Origin of the sequence: Psychromonas marina, from assembly GCF_030161115.1 — a bacterium.
Classification (GTDB): Bacteria; Pseudomonadota; Gammaproteobacteria; order Enterobacterales; family Psychromonadaceae; genus Psychromonas; species Psychromonas marina.
Genome location: NZ_BSPQ01000005.1, coordinates 389904 through 411548, shown reverse-complemented (window position 1 = coordinate 411548; position 21645 = coordinate 389904). Strand labels below are relative to the sequence as shown.

General features: G+C 38.8%; 20 protein-coding genes. 12 read left to right on the top strand and 8 right to left on the bottom strand.

Annotated elements, in window-relative coordinates:
• Positions 1 to 2 precede the first annotated feature (2 nt).
• Positions 3 to 437, bottom strand: a complete 435-nt coding sequence (locus QQK09_RS10365) for a pilin (RefSeq protein ID WP_284204061.1) — start codon at positions 435 to 437, stop codon at positions 3 to 5.
• Positions 438 to 1262: 825 nt separating this feature from the next.
• On the opposite strand from QQK09_RS10365, the gene QQK09_RS10360 reads away from it, so the two are divergent.
• Positions 1263 to 1610: a ComEA family DNA-binding protein gene (locus QQK09_RS10360; protein WP_284204060.1), complete on the top strand. Its 348-nt coding sequence runs from the start codon at positions 1263 to 1265 to the stop codon at positions 1608 to 1610.
• A gap of 178 nt (positions 1611 to 1788) precedes the next feature.
• Here the strand turns inward: QQK09_RS10360 and glnS are convergent, their stop codons facing one another.
• Both glnS and nagE read right to left on the bottom strand, forming a co-directional pair.
• Positions 1789 to 3444, bottom strand: a complete 1656-nt coding sequence (gene glnS, locus QQK09_RS10355; protein ID WP_284204059.1) for a glutamine--tRNA ligase — start codon at positions 3442 to 3444, stop codon at positions 1789 to 1791.
• A gap of 339 nt (positions 3445 to 3783) precedes the next feature.
• The gene (gene nagE, locus QQK09_RS10350; protein ID WP_284204058.1) at positions 3784 to 5256 is read right to left on the bottom strand and encodes an N-acetylglucosamine-specific PTS transporter subunit IIBC; all 1473 of its coding nucleotides are present in this window, start codon (positions 5254 to 5256) and stop codon (positions 3784 to 3786) included.
• Positions 5257 to 5542: 286 nt separating this feature from the next.
• Here nagE and nagB point away from each other — a divergent pair, with 286 nt between their 5' ends.
• From nagB to QQK09_RS10335, 3 genes are all read left to right on the top strand, one after another.
• A complete protein-coding gene (gene nagB, locus QQK09_RS10345) occupies positions 5543 to 6343 on the top strand; it encodes a glucosamine-6-phosphate deaminase (RefSeq protein ID WP_284204057.1) in 801 nt (266 codons plus the stop codon).
• Between the two features lie 124 nt (positions 6344 to 6467).
• On the top strand, positions 6468 to 7601 hold the full coding sequence (gene nagA / locus QQK09_RS10340; RefSeq protein ID WP_284204056.1) for an N-acetylglucosamine-6-phosphate deacetylase: 1134 nt from the start codon (positions 6468 to 6470) through the stop codon (positions 7599 to 7601).
• Positions 7602 to 7696: 95 nt separating this feature from the next.
• Positions 7697 to 8929: an ROK family transcriptional regulator gene (locus QQK09_RS10335; protein ID WP_284204055.1), complete on the top strand. Its 1233-nt coding sequence runs from the start codon at positions 7697 to 7699 to the stop codon at positions 8927 to 8929.
• Between the two features lie 46 nt (positions 8930 to 8975).
• Here QQK09_RS10335 and QQK09_RS10330 read toward each other — a convergent pair whose 3' ends face one another.
• The 4 genes from QQK09_RS10330 to QQK09_RS10315 form a co-directional block, all read right to left on the bottom strand.
• Positions 8976 to 9677 (bottom strand): NRDE family protein, encoded by a 702-nt coding sequence (locus QQK09_RS10330; RefSeq protein ID WP_284204054.1) that lies wholly within the window; start codon positions 9675 to 9677, stop codon positions 8976 to 8978.
• Positions 9665 to 10177 (bottom strand): DinB family protein, encoded by a 513-nt coding sequence (locus QQK09_RS10325; protein WP_284204053.1) that lies wholly within the window; start codon positions 10175 to 10177, stop codon positions 9665 to 9667. The genes QQK09_RS10330 and QQK09_RS10325 overlap by 13 nt, the downstream gene beginning before the upstream one ends.
• A 71-nt stretch (positions 10178 to 10248) precedes the next feature.
• Entirely contained in the window at positions 10249 to 10932 is a 684-nt protein-coding gene (locus tag QQK09_RS10320; RefSeq protein ID WP_284204052.1) for a type IV pilus modification PilV family protein, read from the bottom strand.
• Entirely contained in the window at positions 10932 to 12362 is a 1431-nt protein-coding gene (locus tag QQK09_RS10315) for a pilus assembly PilX N-terminal domain-containing protein (RefSeq protein WP_284204051.1), read from the bottom strand. Before QQK09_RS10315 ends, QQK09_RS10320 begins: the two co-directional genes overlap by 1 nt.
• 399 nt (positions 12363 to 12761) lie before the next feature.
• On the opposite strand from QQK09_RS10315, the gene acs reads away from it, so the two are divergent.
• From acs to QQK09_RS10300, 3 genes are all read left to right on the top strand, one after another.
• Positions 12762 to 14708, top strand: a complete 1947-nt coding sequence (gene acs / locus QQK09_RS10310; protein ID WP_284204050.1) for an acetate--CoA ligase — start codon at positions 12762 to 12764, stop codon at positions 14706 to 14708.
• A gap of 120 nt (positions 14709 to 14828) precedes the next feature.
• A complete protein-coding gene (gene aroQ / locus QQK09_RS10305) occupies positions 14829 to 15278 on the top strand; it encodes a type II 3-dehydroquinate dehydratase (protein ID WP_284204049.1) in 450 nt (149 codons plus the stop codon).
• Between the two features lie 382 nt (positions 15279 to 15660).
• A complete protein-coding gene (locus tag QQK09_RS10300) occupies positions 15661 to 17337 on the top strand; it encodes an ATP-binding response regulator (RefSeq protein ID WP_284204048.1) in 1677 nt (558 codons plus the stop codon).
• A gap of 4 nt (positions 17338 to 17341) precedes the next feature.
• Here the strand turns inward: QQK09_RS10300 and QQK09_RS10295 are convergent, their stop codons facing one another.
• Positions 17342 to 17980: a response regulator gene (locus QQK09_RS10295; RefSeq protein ID WP_284204047.1), complete on the bottom strand. Its 639-nt coding sequence runs from the start codon at positions 17978 to 17980 to the stop codon at positions 17342 to 17344.
• 193 nt (positions 17981 to 18173) lie between these two features.
• Here QQK09_RS10295 and prmA point away from each other — a divergent pair, with 193 nt between their 5' ends.
• From prmA to QQK09_RS10270, 5 genes are all read left to right on the top strand, one after another.
• The gene (gene prmA, locus QQK09_RS10290; RefSeq protein WP_284204046.1) at positions 18174 to 19070 is read left to right on the top strand and encodes a 50S ribosomal protein L11 methyltransferase; all 897 of its coding nucleotides are present in this window, start codon (positions 18174 to 18176) and stop codon (positions 19068 to 19070) included.
• 140 nt (positions 19071 to 19210) lie between these two features.
• Positions 19211 to 20170, top strand: a complete 960-nt coding sequence (gene dusB, locus QQK09_RS10285; protein WP_284204045.1) for a tRNA dihydrouridine synthase DusB — start codon at positions 19211 to 19213, stop codon at positions 20168 to 20170.
• A 13-nt stretch (positions 20171 to 20183) separates the two neighbouring features.
• Entirely contained in the window at positions 20184 to 20483 is a 300-nt protein-coding gene (fis, locus tag QQK09_RS10280) for a DNA-binding transcriptional regulator Fis (protein WP_101080750.1), read from the top strand.
• Positions 20484 to 20623: 140 nt separating this feature from the next.
• Positions 20624 to 21205, top strand: a complete 582-nt coding sequence (locus QQK09_RS10275; RefSeq protein WP_284204044.1) for a YjaG family protein — start codon at positions 20624 to 20626, stop codon at positions 21203 to 21205.
• Positions 21206 to 21363: 158 nt separating this feature from the next.
• Entirely contained in the window at positions 21364 to 21639 is a 276-nt protein-coding gene (locus QQK09_RS10270; protein ID WP_284204043.1) for an HU family DNA-binding protein, read from the top strand.
• Positions 21640 to 21645 lie beyond the last annotated feature (6 nt).

Genomic DNA, 21645 nt, shown 5'->3' with positions numbered 1-21645 from the left:
AATTAACAAGAACCACCAGCTACACAGCTCCCTTCATTAGAAGAAGGATTTATTTCCCAAAGAACTTGTTTAGATGTTGAATTCATCGTTCCTAATAAGATGTAAGTATCTGTTCCCGCGCCGCCAGAAGCTTTAGCTGTAATTGTTACAATATCAGTAGAACCGTCTCCATATAGAACAGTATCAACAAAGCCGGTGCCATTTCCTGAAGTAATTTGTGCTGCAGATGCGCCTTGACAACCATCAACCGTTCCATCTACTTGAGCGCAGATTTCAACAGCTGTCTTAACTGGGCCAGTAGCTAAGATCACTTCTGAAAATTTAGCTCTTTGTGTATAACTCTGATAAGCAGGCAACGCTACCGCTGCTAGAATACCGATAATCGCGATAACGATTAATAGTTCGATTAATGTAAAACCACTTTGTACTTTTTTCATTTTTAATTTTCCTTAATTTAAAATTTACAGCAAATCATGATTATCTTCTTCTACAAAATAAACTGCAGGAGAGGAAATAAACAACTGTTGTAATAAAAAAGTTAACTTTATTGAAAACGGGCATTAGCATTTTCTAACAAGTGTCATCAAAACTAATATTCAATCCCTTTCTTGCCCACCTTTACCGACAAGGTTTTAAATAACATTAACTCAAGTGTGAAAGATTCATTTTTTAACCGTTAATATTGGTAGTGTAAACAACCTCATTAAACTGTTATTAATTTATAGCTTAGCCCAAAACAAAGAACTCGTTATCTATAGACTATAAAAAAGATCGCAACTTAATTTATATCCAATAAAGCAATGCAACCTAATTTATAAGTTATGATTATCATATCAAGCAAATAGCCTCAATAATAAAAGTGATGATAACAACTTGATCCAGATCTCTCTTTTTTAAGCATTAAAGATAAAATCTATATTTACCTTTAAAATCATAGGGCTATAAATTGACCATAAAGTGCTCTCAAAAAACATAGGCGAGTCAATAAGCGTTTAAAAATAAAAAACTCAATATTGTATTTACAACACAAAAAAGGAGATAAAGAGATAGTGATAAAATAGATTTCCTTTCAAACCCAAAATCTCCATAAGCACCAGCCCAAGTTTTATATAAAACGACTTAATTTAATACTAAAAAAAGATGAATCCACACAGATTTGATAAATTTTAAAATCGCGTAATTAATATTTTATACCTCAGCCACTTGATAAAGTCAAAATAACATCTAAATTATATTTACCACAAATTAAAAGAGGAAATACCATGTTTAACAAATTAATCACTCGTTTAACACTTCTGGCTTCATTACTCTTAGTGTCATTTGCGATGCCAGCTCTCGCGGATGATAAAGTCGGGGCAATGGTCGATGACAAAAGTAAAGCGACACAAAGCTCAATGACTAAATCAACACAGCAGATGGAAAAAGTAAACATTAACCAAGCAACCAATAAACAACTTGCGGCTATTAAAGGGATTGGCAAGACAAAAGCACAAGCCATCATTGACTATCGTGAAGCAAAAGGTAATTTTACGGATTTGAAGCAGTTAATGAACGTTAAGGGGATTGGTCAAGGTACGCTTAAAAAAATAACGCCCTTCATTTCATTATAAATGTTAATGATGTAAAGCGTTACGCTATAAAAATCTGATTCACTAAATTGTGTCGCTTTAATAAATCAATAACACCATCAATACAACAAACAAAAAAAGCGACAGCTGAATACTCAACTGTCGCTTTTTTATTCAGTCATTTAATTTTTTGTTAAATAACTTTAATCACTTAAATAAGTTAAAAAGTAGCGCGTAATGCCACTGTACGGTTAAATACTAAGTGCTCTGCCGTCGAATCAGTATTATCCGCACAGAAATAACCTTCACGTTCGAACTGGTACGCTTTTTCAGCAACAGCATCCGCCAAGCTTACTTCTACAAAGCCTTTTTGAACTGTTAATGACTGTGCATTCAGTGCGCTATCAATACTTTCTTCAGCAGCAGGGTTATCAACTAAGAATAGACGATCATAAATACGGAACTCTGCAGGTTTATTGGTTTTAGCATCAACCCAATGGATAACACCTTTTACTTTACGGCCATCTTCAGGGTTTTTACCCAATGTGCCCGCATCGTAGGTACAATGTACCTCGGTGATATTACCCTCAGCATCGGTTTTAAAGTCATCTGCACGAATCACGTAAGCATTACGTAAACGCACCTCTTTGTTTAACTTCAAACGTTTGTACTGCTTGTTACCAACCTCTTTAAAGTCAGCACGATCAATATAGAGTTCACGCGAGAAAGGAACGATACGTGTACCCATGCTTTCATCTTTAGGATGACATGGTGCGACAAGTTGTTCACTTTTAGCTTCATCGTAGTTAGTGATGATCACTTTTATCGGATCTAATACCGCCATTGCACGTGGGCCATTGGCCTCTAAATCTTCACGTACACAGGCTTCTAATGAAGCAAGCTCTACGGTATTTTCCTGTTTGGTCACACCAATACGTTTTGAAAATTCACGTAATGAGGCTGCAGGATAACCACGGCGACGCATACCAGAGATCGTAGGCATACGTGGATCATCCCAACCCGTTACAATATTTTCTTCAATTAACGCAGCAAGTTTACGCTTTGAGGTTAATGTATATTGTAAGTTAAGACGTGAAAACTCAATTTGACGCGGTTTAGCAGCAATGCTGATATTAGCTAATACCCAATCATAAAGTGGACGGTGATCTTCAAACTCTAAGGTACATAAACTGTGTGTGATCCCTTCAATCGCATCCGAAATACAGTGCGTGAAATCATACATTGGGTAGATACACCATTTATCGGCCGTTTGGTGATGATGTGCAAAACGGATACGGTAGATAACGGGATCGCGCATCTTCATATTTGGCGATGCCATATCTATTTTAGCGCGTAGCATCATTGAACCTTCTGCAAACTCACCGGCACGCATACGTGCAAATAGGTCAAGGTTCTCTTCTACAGAACGATCACGGAACGGGCTATCTTTACCCGCAGAGGTTAACGAACCACGGTATTCACGTGTTTGCTCTGCGTTTAATTCACAAACATAAGCTTTGCCCGTTTCGATTAACTCAACGGCATAGCTATATAGTTGCTCAAAATAATTAGATGAGTAACGTACTTCACCCTGCCATTTAAAACCTAACCAAGAAACATCTTTCTCGATAGCATGTACGTAATCCACATCTTCTTTAAGCGGGTTAGTATCATCAAAACGTAAGTTACATGCGGCATTAGGGTAATCTTCAGCGATACCAAAATTTAGACAGATAGATTTCGCATGACCGATATGTAAATAGCCGTTTGGCTCTGGCGGGAAGCGCGTCTGGATAGACTGGTGTTTGCCCGTATTAAGATCGTCATCGATAATGTTACGAATAAAATTGCTTGGGCTAGTGTCTACCTGAGTCATTGCTCACCTCTAAAAAATTAACGAATAAAAAAGTAACTGCATTAAGTGCTGCCATTTGAATATACTTCATTTTATGAATATATCGATTTAAATGACCAAACCGCGTGTTTACATAACGGCAGCAGAAAGCTCAGCCTGCGCTATGGCGGTCTATTGGCAATGAAAACAGCGCTTATTTAAAAGCGTGTTAAACAGTTACTCAAAACAAGGGAGCAATCATCTTATATTCTGCAACTAAGCTCAAGAGAAAAGGTAAATAGTAGGCAAAAAAAAAGACACTCCGAAGAGTGCCTTTATCAGCTATCACGCTCAGTGATTAACTTTTATCGTTATTGAATACTATTTTGCAGCTTTCATGCGGTTAGCAATGCTTTCAGCCTGTGGACCGATAATAACCTGTAGATTATTTTCACCCAACTTAACAACACCCATTGCGCCAAGACCTTTCAGCTCTGCTTCACTGATTACACTACGGTCTTTTAATGTAAGACGTAGACGTGTAATACAAGCATCAATTACTTCAAGATTATCCATGCCACCTAGAGCAGCAACATATTGGTTAGCTAGCTCATTCGCATCTTCTTTACCAGCAGCTATTTTTGGTGCATCCGCATCAGCATCTTCACGACCAGGTGTTTTAAGATCTAGGCCTTTGATTAGCGCAACAAAGATGAAGTAGTAGATTGCGAAGAATGCAAGACCTTGAACGATCAGCATGTACCACTGTTTCGCTAATGGATTTTGTGAAGAAAGTACCATATCCACAAGACCAGCAGAGAAACCGAAACCTGCCATCCATTCCATGTTTGCAGCGAAGAATACCGAGATACCCGTTAGCAAAGCATGAACAACATATAATAGTGGAGCAACAAACATGAATGAGAATTCAAGCGGCTCTGTTACACCTGTAAAGAATGAAGCTAAAGCCGCCGCAAGCATAATCGATGCGATCTTCTCTTTATTTTCAGTTTTTGCAGTAGTGTAAATCGCAAGTGCAGCCCCTGGTAGACCAAACATCATGATTGGGAAGAAACCAGCTTGATACATACCAACAGTACCAATTGCTACTTTACCGTTAGCAGCAAATGCATCGATAGTTGCCTGACCTGCTAAGAAGTTAGGAATATCATTTATACCCGCTACATCAAACCAGAATACTGAGTTAAGTGCATGGTGAAGACCAACTGGAATTAATAGACGGTTAAGGAATGCATAGATACCCGCACCAATTTCACCCATACCAGAAATTGTTTCGCCTAAATGCTGTAGACCAGAGAAGATAACAGGCCAAACAATCATTAGCACAAACGATACAACAATCATTACCACTGAAACTACGATCGGTACTAAACGACGGCCAGAGAAAAAGGCTAATGCTTTATGTAGTTCAACGCTTGAGAATTTATTGTAAAGCTCAGCAGAGATAATACCGACTAAGATACCCACAAATTGATTTTCAATTTTACCAAAAGCAGGTGGCACTTGATCCATAGGAATACCTTGGATTTGTGAAACCGCACCTGGAGATAACAAGGTAGTAACGACTAACCAACCAACTAAACCAGAAAGTGCAGCAGCACCATCTTTATCTTTCGACATACCGTAAGCAACACCCACGGCAAATAAGAGTGCCATGTTATCAATTACAGCAGCACCGGCCTTGATTAGAAATGCAGCAAGTGCGGAATCACCACCCCAACCGTTTGGATCGATCCAGTAACCGATACCCATTAAAATTGCCGCGGCTGGTAATACAGCCACCGGAACCATTAACGCTCTACCTACTTTTTGCATGTATCCAAGAATATTCACTATTAACTCTCCTAAAGTTTGATTATTCGTGTGATTTATTAATTTCGTGAATCTTATTAACATCATCATAAATGTGTTGTTATAAAATCTAGGCTAGACTTTAAAGTGTTTTTTTTGCGATGCAAATTAAAACAAACCATTTTGTGATAGTTGTCAAACACAAATCATTTTAAGGCTAAAACGTGAGTTAAAAGGCGATTTAAAGCAAAAATAAGTGGAAATAAAAACAAACTTAATTTACGCTACGCATTAACTATTATTGTTCACTAAATCTTTGGAGAAAAAAATGCGTTTAATTCCACTTAATTCATCACCTGAAGTTGGCCAATGGGCTGCCCGTTACATTGTTGATGCAATCAATAAGTTTGCCCCAACAGCTGAACGCCCTTTTGTTCTAGGTCTACCAACAGGCGGCACGCCACTGACTGCTTACAAAGCATTGATTGCTTTGTATAATGCAGGCGAAGTAAGCTTTGCTAACGTGGTTACCTTTAATATGGATGAATATGTTGGTCTTGAGCCTTCACATCCAGAAAGCTACTACAGCTTCATGCACAATAACTTCTTTAGCCATGTTGATATTCAAGAGCAAAACATTAACCTACTTAATGGTCTTGCTGAAGATTTAGAAGCTGAGTGTCAACGTTTCGAAGATAAAATCAAAAGCTATGGTCAGATTAACTTGTTCATGGGTGGCGTAGGTGTTGATGGTCATATCGCATTTAATGAGCCAGGATCATCTCTTTCTTCACGTACACGTGTTAAAACGTTAACGCCAGATACATTGATCGCTAACTCTCGTTTCTTTGACAACGATATCAATCAAGTACCAAAACTAGCATTAACGATTGGTGTTGCGACGCTGCTTGATGCAAAAGAAGTGCTGATCTTAATAACGGGTCACAATAAAGCACAAGCATTACAAGCAGCTGTTGAAGGCTCTGTAAACCATTTATGGACAGTAACAGCATTACAACTTCATCAGAAAGCGATTCTTGCTTGTGATGCACCTTCAACAATGGAACTTAAAGTGAAAACACTTAAGTATTTCTCTGAGCTTGAAGCAGAAAATATCGGTAACCTATAAGGTTATTAAAAAGGGGATAGGACAATAGTCCTATACGTTGTTAGTACACGTAATTAGTTTATTACGCGCTAGCATACAAAAGCGAGGCGCATGCCTCGTCCCCTGTCAATTAAAGGGGATTTCAATGTACGCACTAACCAACTGTACCATCTACACCACAGACGCTGTGTTAACTGATCATGCAGTGCTTATCGAAAATGATTCAATCAAGTGTATTATTAAAACAACAGCAGTTAATGCTGATATCGAAAAAATAGACCTAGATGGCGCAAACCTGAGCCCTGGTTTTATTGACCTACAGCTTAATGGTTGTGGTGGTGTGATGCTCAATGGTGCAGAAACCCAACAGACACTTGAAATAATGCAAGCAGCTAACCTTAAATCCGGTACTACCAGTTTTCTACCGACTTTTATTACCGATGCAGATGAAGGTATTAAACGCGTATTAGCCGTTGCACGACACTACATCGATAACACACCCAATGAAGTATTAGGCTTACATTTAGAAGGCCCATATTTAAGTATCGAAAAAAAAGGTATTCATCGTCCAGAGTTTATCCGTAAACCTGATAATGCAATGATAGATCTTATCTGTGAAAACAGTGACATTGTTAGTATGCTAACTCTTGCGCCTGAAAATAGCCCTGCAGACGTTGTCAAAAAACTCAGTGACAATAATATAGTCGTTTCGCTTGGCCATACTAATGCGACATATGCACAAGCAAAGGTTGCCATTGATCATGGTGCAAGTTGTGCAACACATTTATTTAATGCAATGACCGCAATTACCGGCCGCGAAGCGGGTGTGGTAGGCGCAATCTATGATAATGAACTGTATGCTGGTGTGATTGTTGATGGTTTCCATGTTGCTTACGAGAATGTACGTATTTCGAAAAAAATCATGGGTGAAAAATTATTTTTAGTCACTGATGCTACAGCACCAGCTGGGGCTAATATTGATTCTTTCGACTTTGTAGGAACCACTGTTTATTATAAAGATGGTAAATGCTTTGGTGCCGATGGCACATTAGGTGGCTCTGCAGTCACCATGATTGAGTCTATTGAGCAAACGGTTAAGTTTGTGGGTATTGAACTCGCAGAAGCAATTCGTATGGCAACACTTTATCCTGCTAAAGCAATTTCTGTTGAGGATAAATTAGGCAGTATTTCATCAGGAAAAATCGCTAACCTTGCTATTTTCACTAATGATTACAAAGTAGTTGCAACTGTCGTAAATGGCGTTTATAAAGCATCATAAAAATATCTTTATATTATTTCCGTTTAAATTAAGGTAAAACTACTGTTCAACATAGTCTTACCTTAACTATCAATAAATCAGACAATAGGATTCACATGCAACAAGTTCGCTCTAACGCCACCTCTAGTGTTGCAAATATTGACCTCATTAAAGAGGTTAATTGTGCGCGTATTTATAAAGTTATCGAACAAAACGCACCGATCTCTCGTGTGAAAATAGCTAAAATAAGCCACCTTGCTCCGGCCAGTGTGACTAAAATTACTCGCTACCTCCTTGAAAAAGGAATTATCACAGAAACGGAACGTCAAGCTTCAACCGGCGGACGATGCGCAATATCAATTACACCGAATTCAGAAAAGATCTATGTCATCGCAATTACTATAGGCCGCCGCTTACTCTCTCTTAGCCGCTACAATCTAGAGGGACAAAAATCAGTTGATAAACGCATCAATATTGAAAACAAAAGCGGTGAGCAACTTGTTAGCTTGCTGCAACGTGAGATACAAACGTTAATCAATGATGAGCAAGAGCAAGGAAATACAATATCGGCGATCTCGGTGACGCTATCAGGGTTAATTAACCCAGAGCAAGGGCGTATTATTTATACAGCATCCGATAAACTTAATAATATCCCGCTCGCTGAGCTATTAGAAAAAAGCTTTAATATTCCTACCTTTATCGGTAACCATACCCGTGCCCTTGCATTAGCTGAACATTATTTTGGTGCAACACAAGGGTGCCAAGACTCGATCGTTATCAGCGTTCATCACGGTGTGGGCTCTGGTATCATTGTGCAAGGCAAACAATTATTAGGTACTAACTTCAATATCGGTGAAATTGGCCATATACAAGTTAATCCACAAGGAGAAAAATGTCATTGTGGTAATTATGGTTGTCTTGAAACAGAAGTAAGTGACAGTATCATCGTTAAAAAGGTACAGAAAGCGATAGCAGAGGGAGCGAGTTCTCCACTTGAAGGCAAGACTTTAAATATTGATAATATTTATCAAGCAGCAGCATACGGAGATCCACTTTGTGAACGTATTGTTAGCGAAGCCGCTAGTTACTTAGGAAAAACAATCGCGATTTTGATCAATATTCTTAATCCTGAAAAAGTAGTGATTGCAGGTAGAATAATCAATGCGCAAAACACCCTATTTAATGCAATCAAACAATGTATTACGCATCAATCTTTACCTGACTTTCAAAATCGAGTAGAAATCTGTCCTTCAGAGCTTCACCCGAACTCAACCATCGCTTCTTTCGCTCTCATTAAGCAAGCAATTTATGAGAGTGATCTGCTACAAAAAATAAACGTTAATAAGTAATAATACCTAAAGTAGAGAGTGGATAACTTCACTCTCACTTCCTCACTTAAATACGTTTTAAAGAAGCTAACGACCGTGTTCCATCAATATAATCAATGTAGTTAAACTGAATAGCATCGCCGACAACGATATGACTAAAACTGACCGTTTGTGCGTCTTCCCGAAACATTTTCACTGATAATTTCCCTTCGTTTTGCTGTTGCTGATGAAATTTCAATAATTGCTCCGTTGTTGGCGCCGAAGCCGACACTATCTGTTCAAATGCCTTTTTACGAGCCTGGTAAACCTGTGGGTAATCAACACCAGAAGAGGTAAAAAATGGAGAGTGTGGTTGCTTAGTCAAGTTTTCGCCATCCCACTGCAAAAGTAATAACTGCTTATTCGTTATGTTTAACCCCTCAGGGAAAATACAAAGTTGGAATGGCTGGTAGTGACTCAAAGGCAGATCTTTTAAGCGTTCAATAATGTCACCTTGGCTAGTTAATAGCGTTAAGATAATTTCACCACGGCTAATAAACTCACCTGATGTTGCTTTTTTCTCTGCTTGGTAGTAATTAAGTAAAGCGAGGCAGAGACCACTTTGATGTACGCCAAGCCAAGTACCTTGGCCAACAGGATCAACGGGGTAAATAGCATTTAGATCATTATCGACCTGCGGCACGATAGCCTGAGCACGACTTCGCTGCTCATCACGATTAAAAAAAAGCTCATAACCCGATTCGGTTAAGCGATAGGTTAAGGTGCACATTGTTCATCACGCATAAAGGTTGCAGTTGCAGGTGCAATACCAAATTGCTCTGGGATGGTTAATTTCTGTGCTTTTGATATCTGCCCTATCATCGCAAAGTGGTGAATAGCATGGCTACCAACAAAAATAAGCTCTCTTGCAAGCGTCGTATCAACAACTTCAACTTGTTTCTTTTCAACAGAAACCTCTGTAGAAAGCTGTATCGTTTGCTGCAGCTGTATCTTGCTAAGGGACAACAGGAACTCTTCAATTTCATCTAGTTGAGCCATTGCAGCATCAATATCCGTTTCTATTGTTCCCCCTCGGCTGCGTTTATCATAATTAATAGTGCCACTGTGGATTGCTTCTTTAATAGCAATGTAATGATCTAAAATATGACGGATATGCTGTCCTGCGGAACTGATAAAAAGCGGAGAAATTACCGCTCTATATTGTGTTGATGTGACAGAGTGTAAGTAACTTTTGGCCTGCGCTAATATATTTATTTGACTATTGATCATGAAAAGAAGCTCTATACGTTGATACATATAATAACAATAACATATCACGACAACGTCGTTGATGGTTTTATCTAATCTATAAATAGGTTTGCTAAGGTTGGATCATCTATACGCCCAAGTTTATCCCAACCTTCTGCAACAACTCCCTGCTTATTGATAGGGGGAGCAATATCACGCTGTAGTCCGTTACCTAAATCATGAATTTCCGTCGCTTGGTATAAGTGACTGTCATAAATAACATAAGCATCTATTTTATAGCCCATTTTAGGCTCAAAATGAGCAACTTTCTCGGTACCTAATAGGTTAGGTACTGTAGTAGGAAAAACGTCACCGGAGCCTCCAGCTCCGGTTAATAGCATAGTAAATGACACTTGCTCTGAGTAGGTATAGGTTTGATAGTTTCCCGTTGCACTTAACCAACTTGCTGTTATTGATACTAGCCGAATCGGTGATGTTGCAGAAGTGTCCGGGACCTGCGCTATTTTCCACTTTAAATCAAAATCATTACCTCTGATACTAAAAGTCGAGGAGTGCCCATTAAGATTCAATACATCTTGTAGCCGCTGATACTGCATCAACGCCTCCATCTCTTTGGAAACCAGATCAACAACCACCGCATGTGAGAAGTTATCTCGATTTTGATCGCCGATTAGCTTTTGCAAACCTGAAATATTTACTGCCGTTATGCTGACAATAAATAGTGCCACCAATACTTCAATTAATGAAAAACCAGCACTTATTTTATTAGCTAGCATTAGAAATCACGCCATGTTCCAGCTGCAATCCGATATCCACTACTGGTTGGTTTGACGCCTAAATTATCATAAAGCTTATCTAACACTAACTTATCAAAGCGCGCTGAAAAGTGTTGTTTGGTGTTATTACTGTTGCTCCTATCATGGCCGTCGTGGGAACATTTATATTCACTTAATAAAGCTCCATTAACATTAATTCCCCCCATATCAATATTGATATCAGGTACTTGAATAGCTTCAGCATACTTCGATAAACGGTTACCATTAAGATCAATAGGCTTACCATGACCATCAACATGAGCATGACTCCCCGGAAGAAAATAAAGCATACCAACGACACGCGCACCGGTATTTGGCTGCGTCTTAAATGTCCCACCTTCAATGAATACTAATTTTGGATGCTTTGCTGAACCAATGGTGAAAACCTTATTCTCTGATGTTTTACTTTGCTGCGTATAATATTGGCTAATATCACAATCACCTTTGATGTAGATAATCTCCTTTTCTTCATCAATGACCTGAAACTGATCAGAGCAGTTCCCCCCATAACTGGTATCGATTTGTGCGGCGTTATCCCAAATTTTGTCAAGGTTATCTGCGTTCATTGGTATCGCAAAGGTAGCCTCAAAAAGTGATCCAGCTTTAAAGTCAGGATCAACAGGTAGTTCACTAATATAAGACGTTTCAGGAAGTTCACCCATCTCCCAATTATAACGTTCAACATCGTCTGCAGTGGTTGTTTTAGCAATAACGCTTACTAGGCTAGTCCCTTTTAATACATTATCAGCAATAACATTTTCACCGCTACGCTCTCCTGAACAATCGTCATCATCAACAGGAATTTCAATATTAGGATTACTTACCAACATAGCTTCAGCCACATTACCAGAGGCCAGACAATCACTTTGTTCTAGACCTTCACAACCATCATTTACTAACGCAGATTCATCCAAGTTCAGCTTTCCATTCACAGAAAGAGCCGCGTTTGGAATAGGAAAATTAAGGTAGAACTCAACTTCAAGATTAATTTGTCGAATTGCGCTGCCATCAACCGAGGTAGCATCAGAGGTAATAATTAATCTGTTGGTTGTTAACTTATCGACCTGAACACGATAGTGACTTGCACTATTGTTATAGGTTACTGGTAAGGTATTCAAAAGTAGTTGTGCACGTTGTGGATCATCTAGCTGGCTTAATACAAAATTTACACCTGATTCTGCATTAGCAAAGGCTTCATTATTACGATAATAGTTTCCAACGATCTGATTATTAACAAGTTGTGAGTAGGCCATATTAGCAGTAAAGAGGATAGCGGCCATCGCTAACAGCACTGTTGAAATTAACACAGCAAAACCTTTTTCTTGTTTTACTTGAGTAATCATTGCTTGGTGATAAGCATCTTTTTCAAGCGAACTAGCGGTTAACATCATAAACTCCAGTAAAGCCATTTCAGACGGTCAACAACGCTAAAAACAGAAATTAATTAATGTGAAAAAGTGTCAAAAAACTGCATTAACACCCTACTAGCGTCAAACTATTACAGAATATTCACACTAAAGCTTAGGAATAAAATAGCAAAAGTAAATCAAAACAAGCCTAGTAATAAGACTTTTTTTGACCGTAAATATAGCGCTCTGTTTTTATTGATATTGATCGCAAAAACAATTTTACAGGCACACAGGGTTAACATTTATTTAACAAGCTCTAGTCGCTTCACAACTTATTTTTTATTGCTGTCTTAAACTAGGTGGTGAAATTTCAAACAACCTCAAGCATCAGAGTCGCTAATAAGTGTAAGTGCTTGTCTCTTTAATTATGTGGAGTTAAGAATGAGTGAAAATCACGTTTACCCAGTATCAGCTGAGCTTGCTGAAAAAAGCCTATTAACGAATGAACAATACCTAGCAGACTACGCCGCATCGATTAATGATCCTGAAGCATTTTGGGGTGAGAAAGGTAAAATTCTAGATTGGATAAAACCTTATACTAAGGTCAAAAATTGCTCTTACGACCCTGGCCATATCTCTATTAACTGGTTTGAAGATGGCGAACTTAATGTCTCTGCCAACTGTATTGATCGTCATCTTGCTAGCAAAGGCGATCAAGTTGCTATTCTCTGGGAAGGCGATTCTCCCGACCAAGATCAAAGCATTACCTATAACGAACTACACAAACGTGTTTGCCAATTTTCAAATGCATTAAAAGCACAAGATGTACAAAAAGGTGATGTTGTTTGTTTATATATGCCGATGACGCCTGAGGCTGCAGTTGCAATGTTAGCTTGTACACGTATTGGTGCAGTTCACTCAATTGTATTTGGCGGTTTCTCTCCCGAAGCCATTGCAGGCCGTATTATTGATAGTAAATCCAAAATAGTGATCACGGCTGATGAAGGTCGTCGTGGTGGCCGCCCCGTTCCACTTAAAGCTAATGTTGATGAAGCATTAGAAAAAGAGGGGACTGATTGCGTTGAAAAAGTGATTGTCTTTAAAAATACTGGTGGTGATGTTGCTTGGCATGAACAGCGCGATTTAGACTGGGAGACGATCACAGCACCACAATCAGAGCAATGTGAACCAACGGCCATGAACGCTGAAGATCCACTGTTTATTCTTTATACTTCGGGGTCAACAGGAACGCCTAAAGGTGTTTTACACACTACCGGTGGTTACCTCGTTTATGCAACGATGACATTCAAGTATGTATTCGATTACCAAGAGGGTGATATTTACTGGTGTACAGCAGATGTAGGCTGGATCACCGGTCATAGTTACCTTGTATATGGTCCATTAGCTAATGGTGCAACCACACTGCTTTTTGAAGGTGTCCCTACATACCCAACAACGGCACGTATGAGTGAAGTCGTTGATAAACATAATGTGACGCTGCTTTATACCGCTCCAACAGCAATTCGCGCATTAATGGCAAAAGGCGATGATGCAATCAAAGGCACATCACGTGAATCATTGCGTATTTTAGGCTCGGTAGGTGAACCGATTAATCCAGAAGCATGGGAATGGTATTACGATAAAATCGGTAACAAATCCTGCCCTATCGTTGATACATGGTGGCAAACAGAAACCGGTGGCATTTTAATCACACCTCTTCCTGGTGCAACAGATCTTAAACCGGGGTCGGCAACACGCCCATTCTTTGGCGTACAACCGGCATTAGTTGATAATGAAGGGGTTATCTTAGAGGGTGCAATCGAAGGCAACTTAGTGATGCTTGATAGTTGGCCGGGGCAGATGCGTACACTATTTAATAACCATGATCGTTTCGAACAAACTTACTTCTCAACCTTTAAAGGCATGTACACAACGGGTGATGGCGCTCGTCGTGATGAAGATGGCTATTACTGGATCACAGGACGTGTTGATGACGTACTCAATGTCTCCGGTCATCGTATGGGCACTGCTGAAATTGAAAGTGCATTAGTCTCGCACCCTAAAATTGCGGAAGCTGCTGTTGTTGGTGTTCCCCACGAGATCAAAGGCCAAGGGATCTACGCTTACGTCACCTTAAATTCAGGCGAATTCTCTTCACCTGAACTATATGCAGAAGTGAAACAATGGGTACGTAAGGAGATTGGGCCAATTGCAACACCCGATATTTTGCACTGGGCAGAAGGATTGCCAAAAACACGTTCAGGTAAAATTATGCGTCGTATTCTGCGTAAAATTGCTACTGGTGAAAGTGATCAACTAGGTGATACATCAACACTGGCTGATCCAAGTGTTGTTGATCAGCTGATTAAAGAAAACGCTGAGCTTTAATAACAACGAGAAGAAGTGAGAGCTTCGTCTCGCCCTGTTTATCCAATAAACAGAGAAAACTAGCTAGTTATTTAACAACTCGATAGACTCCTAAACATATTGTTTTAGGAGTCTTTTTTTATGCCCACAAAAATTAACGTCTTAGTGTTAAATGGACCAAATTTAAACCTACTTGGACAACGCGAGCCAGAGGTATATGGTAGTCAAACACTAAACGACATTATCAATGCACTTTCTATTGAAGCAGAAGCAATGAATATTGAATTAACTCATCTGCAAAGCAATCGTGAATATGAGTTAATTGAAAGAATACACCAATCTTTTAATAAAATTGACTTCATTATCATCAACCCAGCGGCATTTACCCATACTAGCGTGGCACTTCGTGATGCCTTGCTAGGTGTCAGTATTCCCTTTATTGAAGTCCACCTGTCAAATGTGCATGCACGAGAATCGTTCCGTCATCACTCTTATCTTTCTGATATTGCCACGGGTGTAATCTGCGGATTAGGGGCAAAAGGTTATTCTCTCGCGCTACAATCGATCCGTGAAACTGAGACAGCGCGCTAGTTAACATTGCTCCGAAAACCGAAAACGTGACCAGTGTCACACTAGATTAATTGACTGTTTAATTTTTTCAGCAAAATATGAAAAACTACCTAGGTAGGTAGTTACTTAAAGAATTAAGTTAAGGCATTCTACCTTTGTCTTAAGGAGTTTAAGGCATAGTAGTAAACCCACTTTAAATGCCAAAAAATGGATTTTAATTGTTATAAAAAAGTTGTAATAATAAGAGACATATTACAGGCAAGCCTAACTTTGTTAGGCTTGCCTGTAATATGTCTCTTATTATTACAGGCAAGCCTAACTTTGTTAGGCTTTTTTTTTGTTTCCATTTATCTTCTCTCTTTTGCTATCCAAGCAACCATTTACAGCATGCTAAATTAAGATTATGAATATCCTGTACAGCAATAACCACATTCTGCTTAAAAGATGGCAGTCACTGCGTATTTATAATATCGCAATACTTTGTGCTTTTCTTATTTTCTACCTCATTGGTACACTGCAGAGTTATTCGCTATTCTCTCGCCCTGCTGTATTTAATTTACCGTTAATAATGCCAATAGCAGCCATCTTTTTATGCGCATATCTCATTCATACCTTAATAAATAACAAAGATCAGCAAAGCCTCCTCTGTATTCCGGTGCTCACTCTATTCACTACATTTTTTATCACCATTAATAGTCATTTTGAAATAGCGACATCTCAAAACAGTTTTCTTTATTTCACACTCTTATTACCGCTTTTTTATGCTTATATCCTCTCCTATAATTTTAAACTATTAGTTGCCAATAACATCGTGGTTATTATCTGTTATAGCTTTACTGCGGTTGTCGGTGAAATAAGTACACTGGTCTTTATTTTTAACCTACTATTTTTATTTACCCTCATATTTTTAACGATCTATTCCCATATAAAAAACAACCGTGGCACAGTAAAAGTAAATACTCCCGACATCCCCTCCTCATCAGCGAAATTAAAGGATAATCATGCTGTTTATTTAAAAACAATTATTCATGATATTCGCCAACCTTTAACGAGCTTATCGTTATACGGTGAGCTTCTCAGCAATAAAGACAATGATCCGCAACAAAAACTAGTCATTGAAAATTTACTGTCAGCATCAACTCAATTAGATCATTGGCTATCGTCATTACTTGAACTTGCGGCACTCGACGCTAACAGCGTAAAAGCAAATATAAAAAATATTACAGTACAGAAATGTCTTGCAAAAGTGATCGAAAAACAATCAAAAATTGCAGAATCACAAGGAATGAAATTAAAAATACGCTTGCACAGGTCAGTACTTAAAACAGACGCTAAATTACTGAGTGAAATTATTGATAACTTACTCAGTAACGCCAGAATACATGGCTCACAAAAGCTCGGAGAGGTGATTTTATTAACCGCTCATCAGCAACATAAAAATATAGTGATTCAAGTTTGGAACAGAGGGAAGGGTATAGGTGCTGCACAGCTTAAAGCCCTTTTTGATGAGCAATATTATGCGAATAACCCTAAACACAACAAAGCCAAGGGTATTGGATTAGGGTTGGCACTTTCGCAACGAAAAGCAAAGCTTTTAAACAGCGAGATTAACGTTAAAACCTCTGCAAATGGCAGCTGTTTTTCACTGCAAATAGCAGAAGGTGTAAAGACTGAAGTCGTCGCTAAGAAAAGTATGCTAGGTCAAGAAAACAGCGCTCATATTTTACTGATTGATGATGATGAAAGTATTTTATCTGCACTATCAATGCTCTTACAAAATTGGGGTTACAGCGTAGATTGTGCAAGCGATAGTGAACAAGCAATCCAACTCCTAGCAAGTACATCCTTTGCACTTATTATTTCTGACTACCAATTGCCAGATAATAAAAATGGTGTTGAGCTGATTAAACTTGCACAGCAAAAACAACATCTTCCTGCATTACTACTAACAGGTGATATTGACCCAGATAAACTGAAAGAGGGAGAACTTAGAAGTTATAAAATTTTACATAAACCGATAAAGCCGCCGGTATTACGCTTATTATTACGTCGTTTATTAGCAGAAGGAAATGTAGAATAAAAAGCTATGAGCTCAACAGCCCTACTTTTAAGGCTTTTTCGATTGCTTTAGCGCGACTGCTCACACCCGATACTTGTAATACCTGATAGATACCTTTCTGGTGAAATTTCACTGTATCCGGAGAGATAGAGAGTTGTTCTGCTATTTCTCGATTCGTATTGCCCGAATATAAAAGTGATAAAATTTCAGCTTGGCGATCAGAAAGATGGTACATCTCCCTATTTTTACGCTCCTCTACCACCAAGTTTTCGAGTTGTTGCTCCACTTCATCAGGTATAAAAATATTCCCTAATAGAACAGATTCCAACCCCGCCAGCATATCCTGTGGTGCATAGGATTTGGGGATAAAACCCATTGCTCCTTTTTGCAGTGCAATCAACACCTCTTTGTACTCTTCACAGGCAGAAAGTACTACGACAGGTGAAAAAATATGCCGTTTTGCTAACTCGTCAATCATACAAATGCCATCCATTTCAGGCATTTTTAGATCCATCAGAATCAGATCGGGTTGTAACTTTTCAATTTTCATCAGCGCTAATAAAGGGTTATCAAAAATCAGCACTTCATTATTACTGTTTTCTAATGTCAGCTTTAACCCATGTAAAAATAGTTGATGATCATCAATTATTACAATTTTAGTCATTTCTTAATCCAGGAAGCAAAGGGCAATATAAATTTTAATTTAATCTTAATATTTTACACCGAACTTGCAATCATTAATGGGTAACGGCTCTCATCTTTACATTCAAATTACCTTCGACTATTTTTCAATCAATTGGAATATTATTCACTTCCCCTGTATTCTCCCTGAAAAATACACAAATAGGATTAAAAATATGCCTTGGATACAACTTAAATTAAATGCAACATCAGCTAATGCTGAAGATATCGGTGAACTGTTGATGAGTAATGGCGCACTTTCTGCGACTTTTACTGATGCTCAAGACACACCTGTTTTCGAACCTTTACCAGGCGAAACACGTCTTTGGGGCGATACAGACATCACCGGCCTTTATGAAGCTGACGCTGATATGCAAGCTATCGTCGAGGTACTTAAAAAAAGCCCATTACTGGCAGATGACTTCGCATTTAAAGTAGAGCAATTAGAAGATAAAGATTGGGAACGTGAGTGGATGGATAACTTCCACCCAATGCAATTTGGTAAACGTTTATGGATCTGCCCAAGCTGGAAACCAGTACCAGATGAGAATGCAGTGAACGTTATGCTAGACCCAGGCTTAGCCTTTGGTACAGGTACTCACCCAACAACAGCGCTTTGTTTAGCATGGCTTGATGGCCAAGATCTACAGGATAAAGTGGTACTCGATTTTGGTTGTGGCTCTGGCATTTTAGCAATTGCAGCATTAAAACTGGGTGCAAAACGTGTTATTGGCATCGATATTGACCCACAAGCGATTACAGCAAGCCGTGATAATGCAGAACGTAATAACGTATCAGAACAGCTTGAATTATACCTTCCAGCTGATTTGCCAGAAGGTATTTTAGCCGACGTATTAGTGGCAAATATTCTTGCAGGACCATTACGTGAGTTGTCAGGCAGCATTGAAGCATTAGTAAAACCAAGTGGAAAACTTGCACTTTCAGGCATTCTAGAGCAACAAGCGGATGAACTGATTGAAACTTACAGTCAGTGGTTTGAAATGGACGCAGCACAAGTAAAAGAGGAATGGGCACGTCTTTCTGGTCAAAAGTGTTCAAAAAGCCAACAATAACCCTACAAAAATGAGATCAATCTGAATATTGGGCAATTTGCAAGCAAAATAATTGCATAATGGTTAATTATTAACCTTTATTCTGTTTGCAAAAATGCGTAAACTACGCCGCCTTGAGTTAGAGAGATTGACTATTTTATATGCAGATTGGAAAACACCAATTACACAACAATATTATTTTGGCACCGATGGCGGGAGTGACTGATCGTCCTTTTCGTGAGCTTTGTAGAAGCCAAGGTGCTGGACTTGCTGTGTCTGAAATGTTGTCGTCCAATCCGCGTGTCTGGAATAGCAAAAAATCTAGGTTAAGAATGGATTACCATGGCGAATCGGGTATTCGCTCCGTGCAAATTGCTGGCTCTGAGCCAAAGGCAATGGCCACCGCTGCACAGTTATGTGTGCAACAAGGCGCACAGATTGTTGATATCAATATGGGATGTCCCGCTAAGAAAGTGAATAAGAAAAAAGCAGGCTCTGCCCTACTGCCACATCCTGAACTTGTGAAAGCAATTTTAGAGTCAGTGGTTGATGCGGTTGATATACCTGTTACTTTGAAAATTCGCACTGGCTGGGATCCTGAGAGCAGAAATGGTCTGGAAATAGCACAAATTGCCCAACAAGCCGGTATCCAAGCACTTGCAGTACATGGTCGAACTCGCCAATGTCTTTATAAAGGCGATGCAGAGTACGACACAATAAAAATAATTAAAGAAAATGTAACTATACCTGTAATTGCAAATGGCGACATTACCAGTGTTGAAAAAGCGAAATATGTGCTTGAACACACGGGTGCAGACGCCATTATGATTGGACGAGGAGCACAAGGTGCACCTTGGATATTCAACGAGATAAACCACTACTTAACCACGGGTGAACATAAATCACCAATGGATAAACAGGATGTTACCACACTGCTATTAGGCCATGTTGAAGCTTTACATGCGTTTTATGGTGAAGTGATGGGACCGCGTATAGCTAGGAAGCACGTAGGGTGGTATTTACAAGCGCAAGACCAATTAGGTTACTTTAAACGACAATTTAATGCTATTGACTGCCCAATTGAGCAGTTGAAGACGTTAGAAATTTATTTGAATAATTAAAGAGTTAACAGCCATGTTTGAACAAAATATTCCTCAAGAAGCACTTACAACTACAACTAGTATTCCGGCTACCGGGCAAATAACTCAAAAACCACTTCGCGATTCAGTGCGTCAAGCTGTTTCTGGTTATGTGGCACAGCTAAACGGACAAGATACAACTGAGTTATACGAACTAGTATTATCAGAAGTTGAAGCGCCAATGTTAGATATCATCATGCAATACACACGTGGCAATCAAACTCGTGCAGCGACTATGCTAGGTATTAACCGTGGTACGCTACGTAAAAAATTGAAAAAATATGGCATGGGTTAATTAATTAACCAAATATAATAAAGCGACGTTAACGTCGCTTTTTTTATGCCTATAAAAAATACGCTAAAAAGACGTCCCTAGGTGGCTTTTTTAGCGATTCACTATATGCTTGCTATTTTCCACCTTATTTTAGGAAACCTATGCTGTCACTCCCTATTAACGAACAACTAGAAAATTTACTTAGCTGGCAACAAAGCGTTTTTTGTATGGCATTAAGTGAACAAACCGTTTTACATTTCCATCTGTTTTGTGATGCGACAGAAAGTGATTTAGGCGATGATATTGATAAACTAAATCAGCTATTTTGGGAAAAAATGACCGTTAAAGGTGCAAAAATAAACTTCACCACGCAGCAAGAGCATTTTGATGAAATAATTCCTGATGCAGGTGACCATGATTTTTATGGCGTCTACCCAGCTATCGATCATTGCGTCATTTTAAGCTGCGCTTTTAACTCCTTTTTAATAAAATCTAAAGAGGAAGCACTCAACGCGAGTCAAACTAACTTCTCAACTATCGCCAGTTTTATCGAGTTACAAAGCGAAGAAGAGCTTGATGACAGCGTGCTACAAAGCCAACCACTGTTTATTGCACAGCTTGAATTTCAGACAGAATTGTTGCAAATGTTAGACAATGAACGTAGCCCAGAATTGATAAAATCGATCAGAACCTTTGTCCGAGAATATGGTGCAACTAACCTAGGTATTGAGTTGGAAGGCTAATTTCATGAAATTTATGTGATTTTTGGCACAATAAAAACATTTAAAAGTAATTTATTATCGTTTTGTTGTGATTAATCTTTACTTCGTAATAGCACTTGAAATACATTATTTCGGTAAGTTACATTAATTTTCTCCTTACTAATTATGGAAATCGATAAATGAATAAAACTCAACTTGTTGCAGACATCGCAGAAAAATCAGAATTGACTAAAGTTCAAGCAAAAGCAGCTTTAGAGCAAATTCTTGCAAGCGTCACTGATAGCCTAAAAGATGGCGAACCCGTTCAGCTTATCGGTTTTGGTACTTTTAAAGTAAACCACCGTGCAGCACGTACTGGTCGCAACCCACAAACGGGTGCAGATATTGAAATTAAAGCAGCAAACGTACCTGCTTTTGTTGCTGGTAAAGCACTTAAAGAATCTGTTAATGGCTAATCTTTA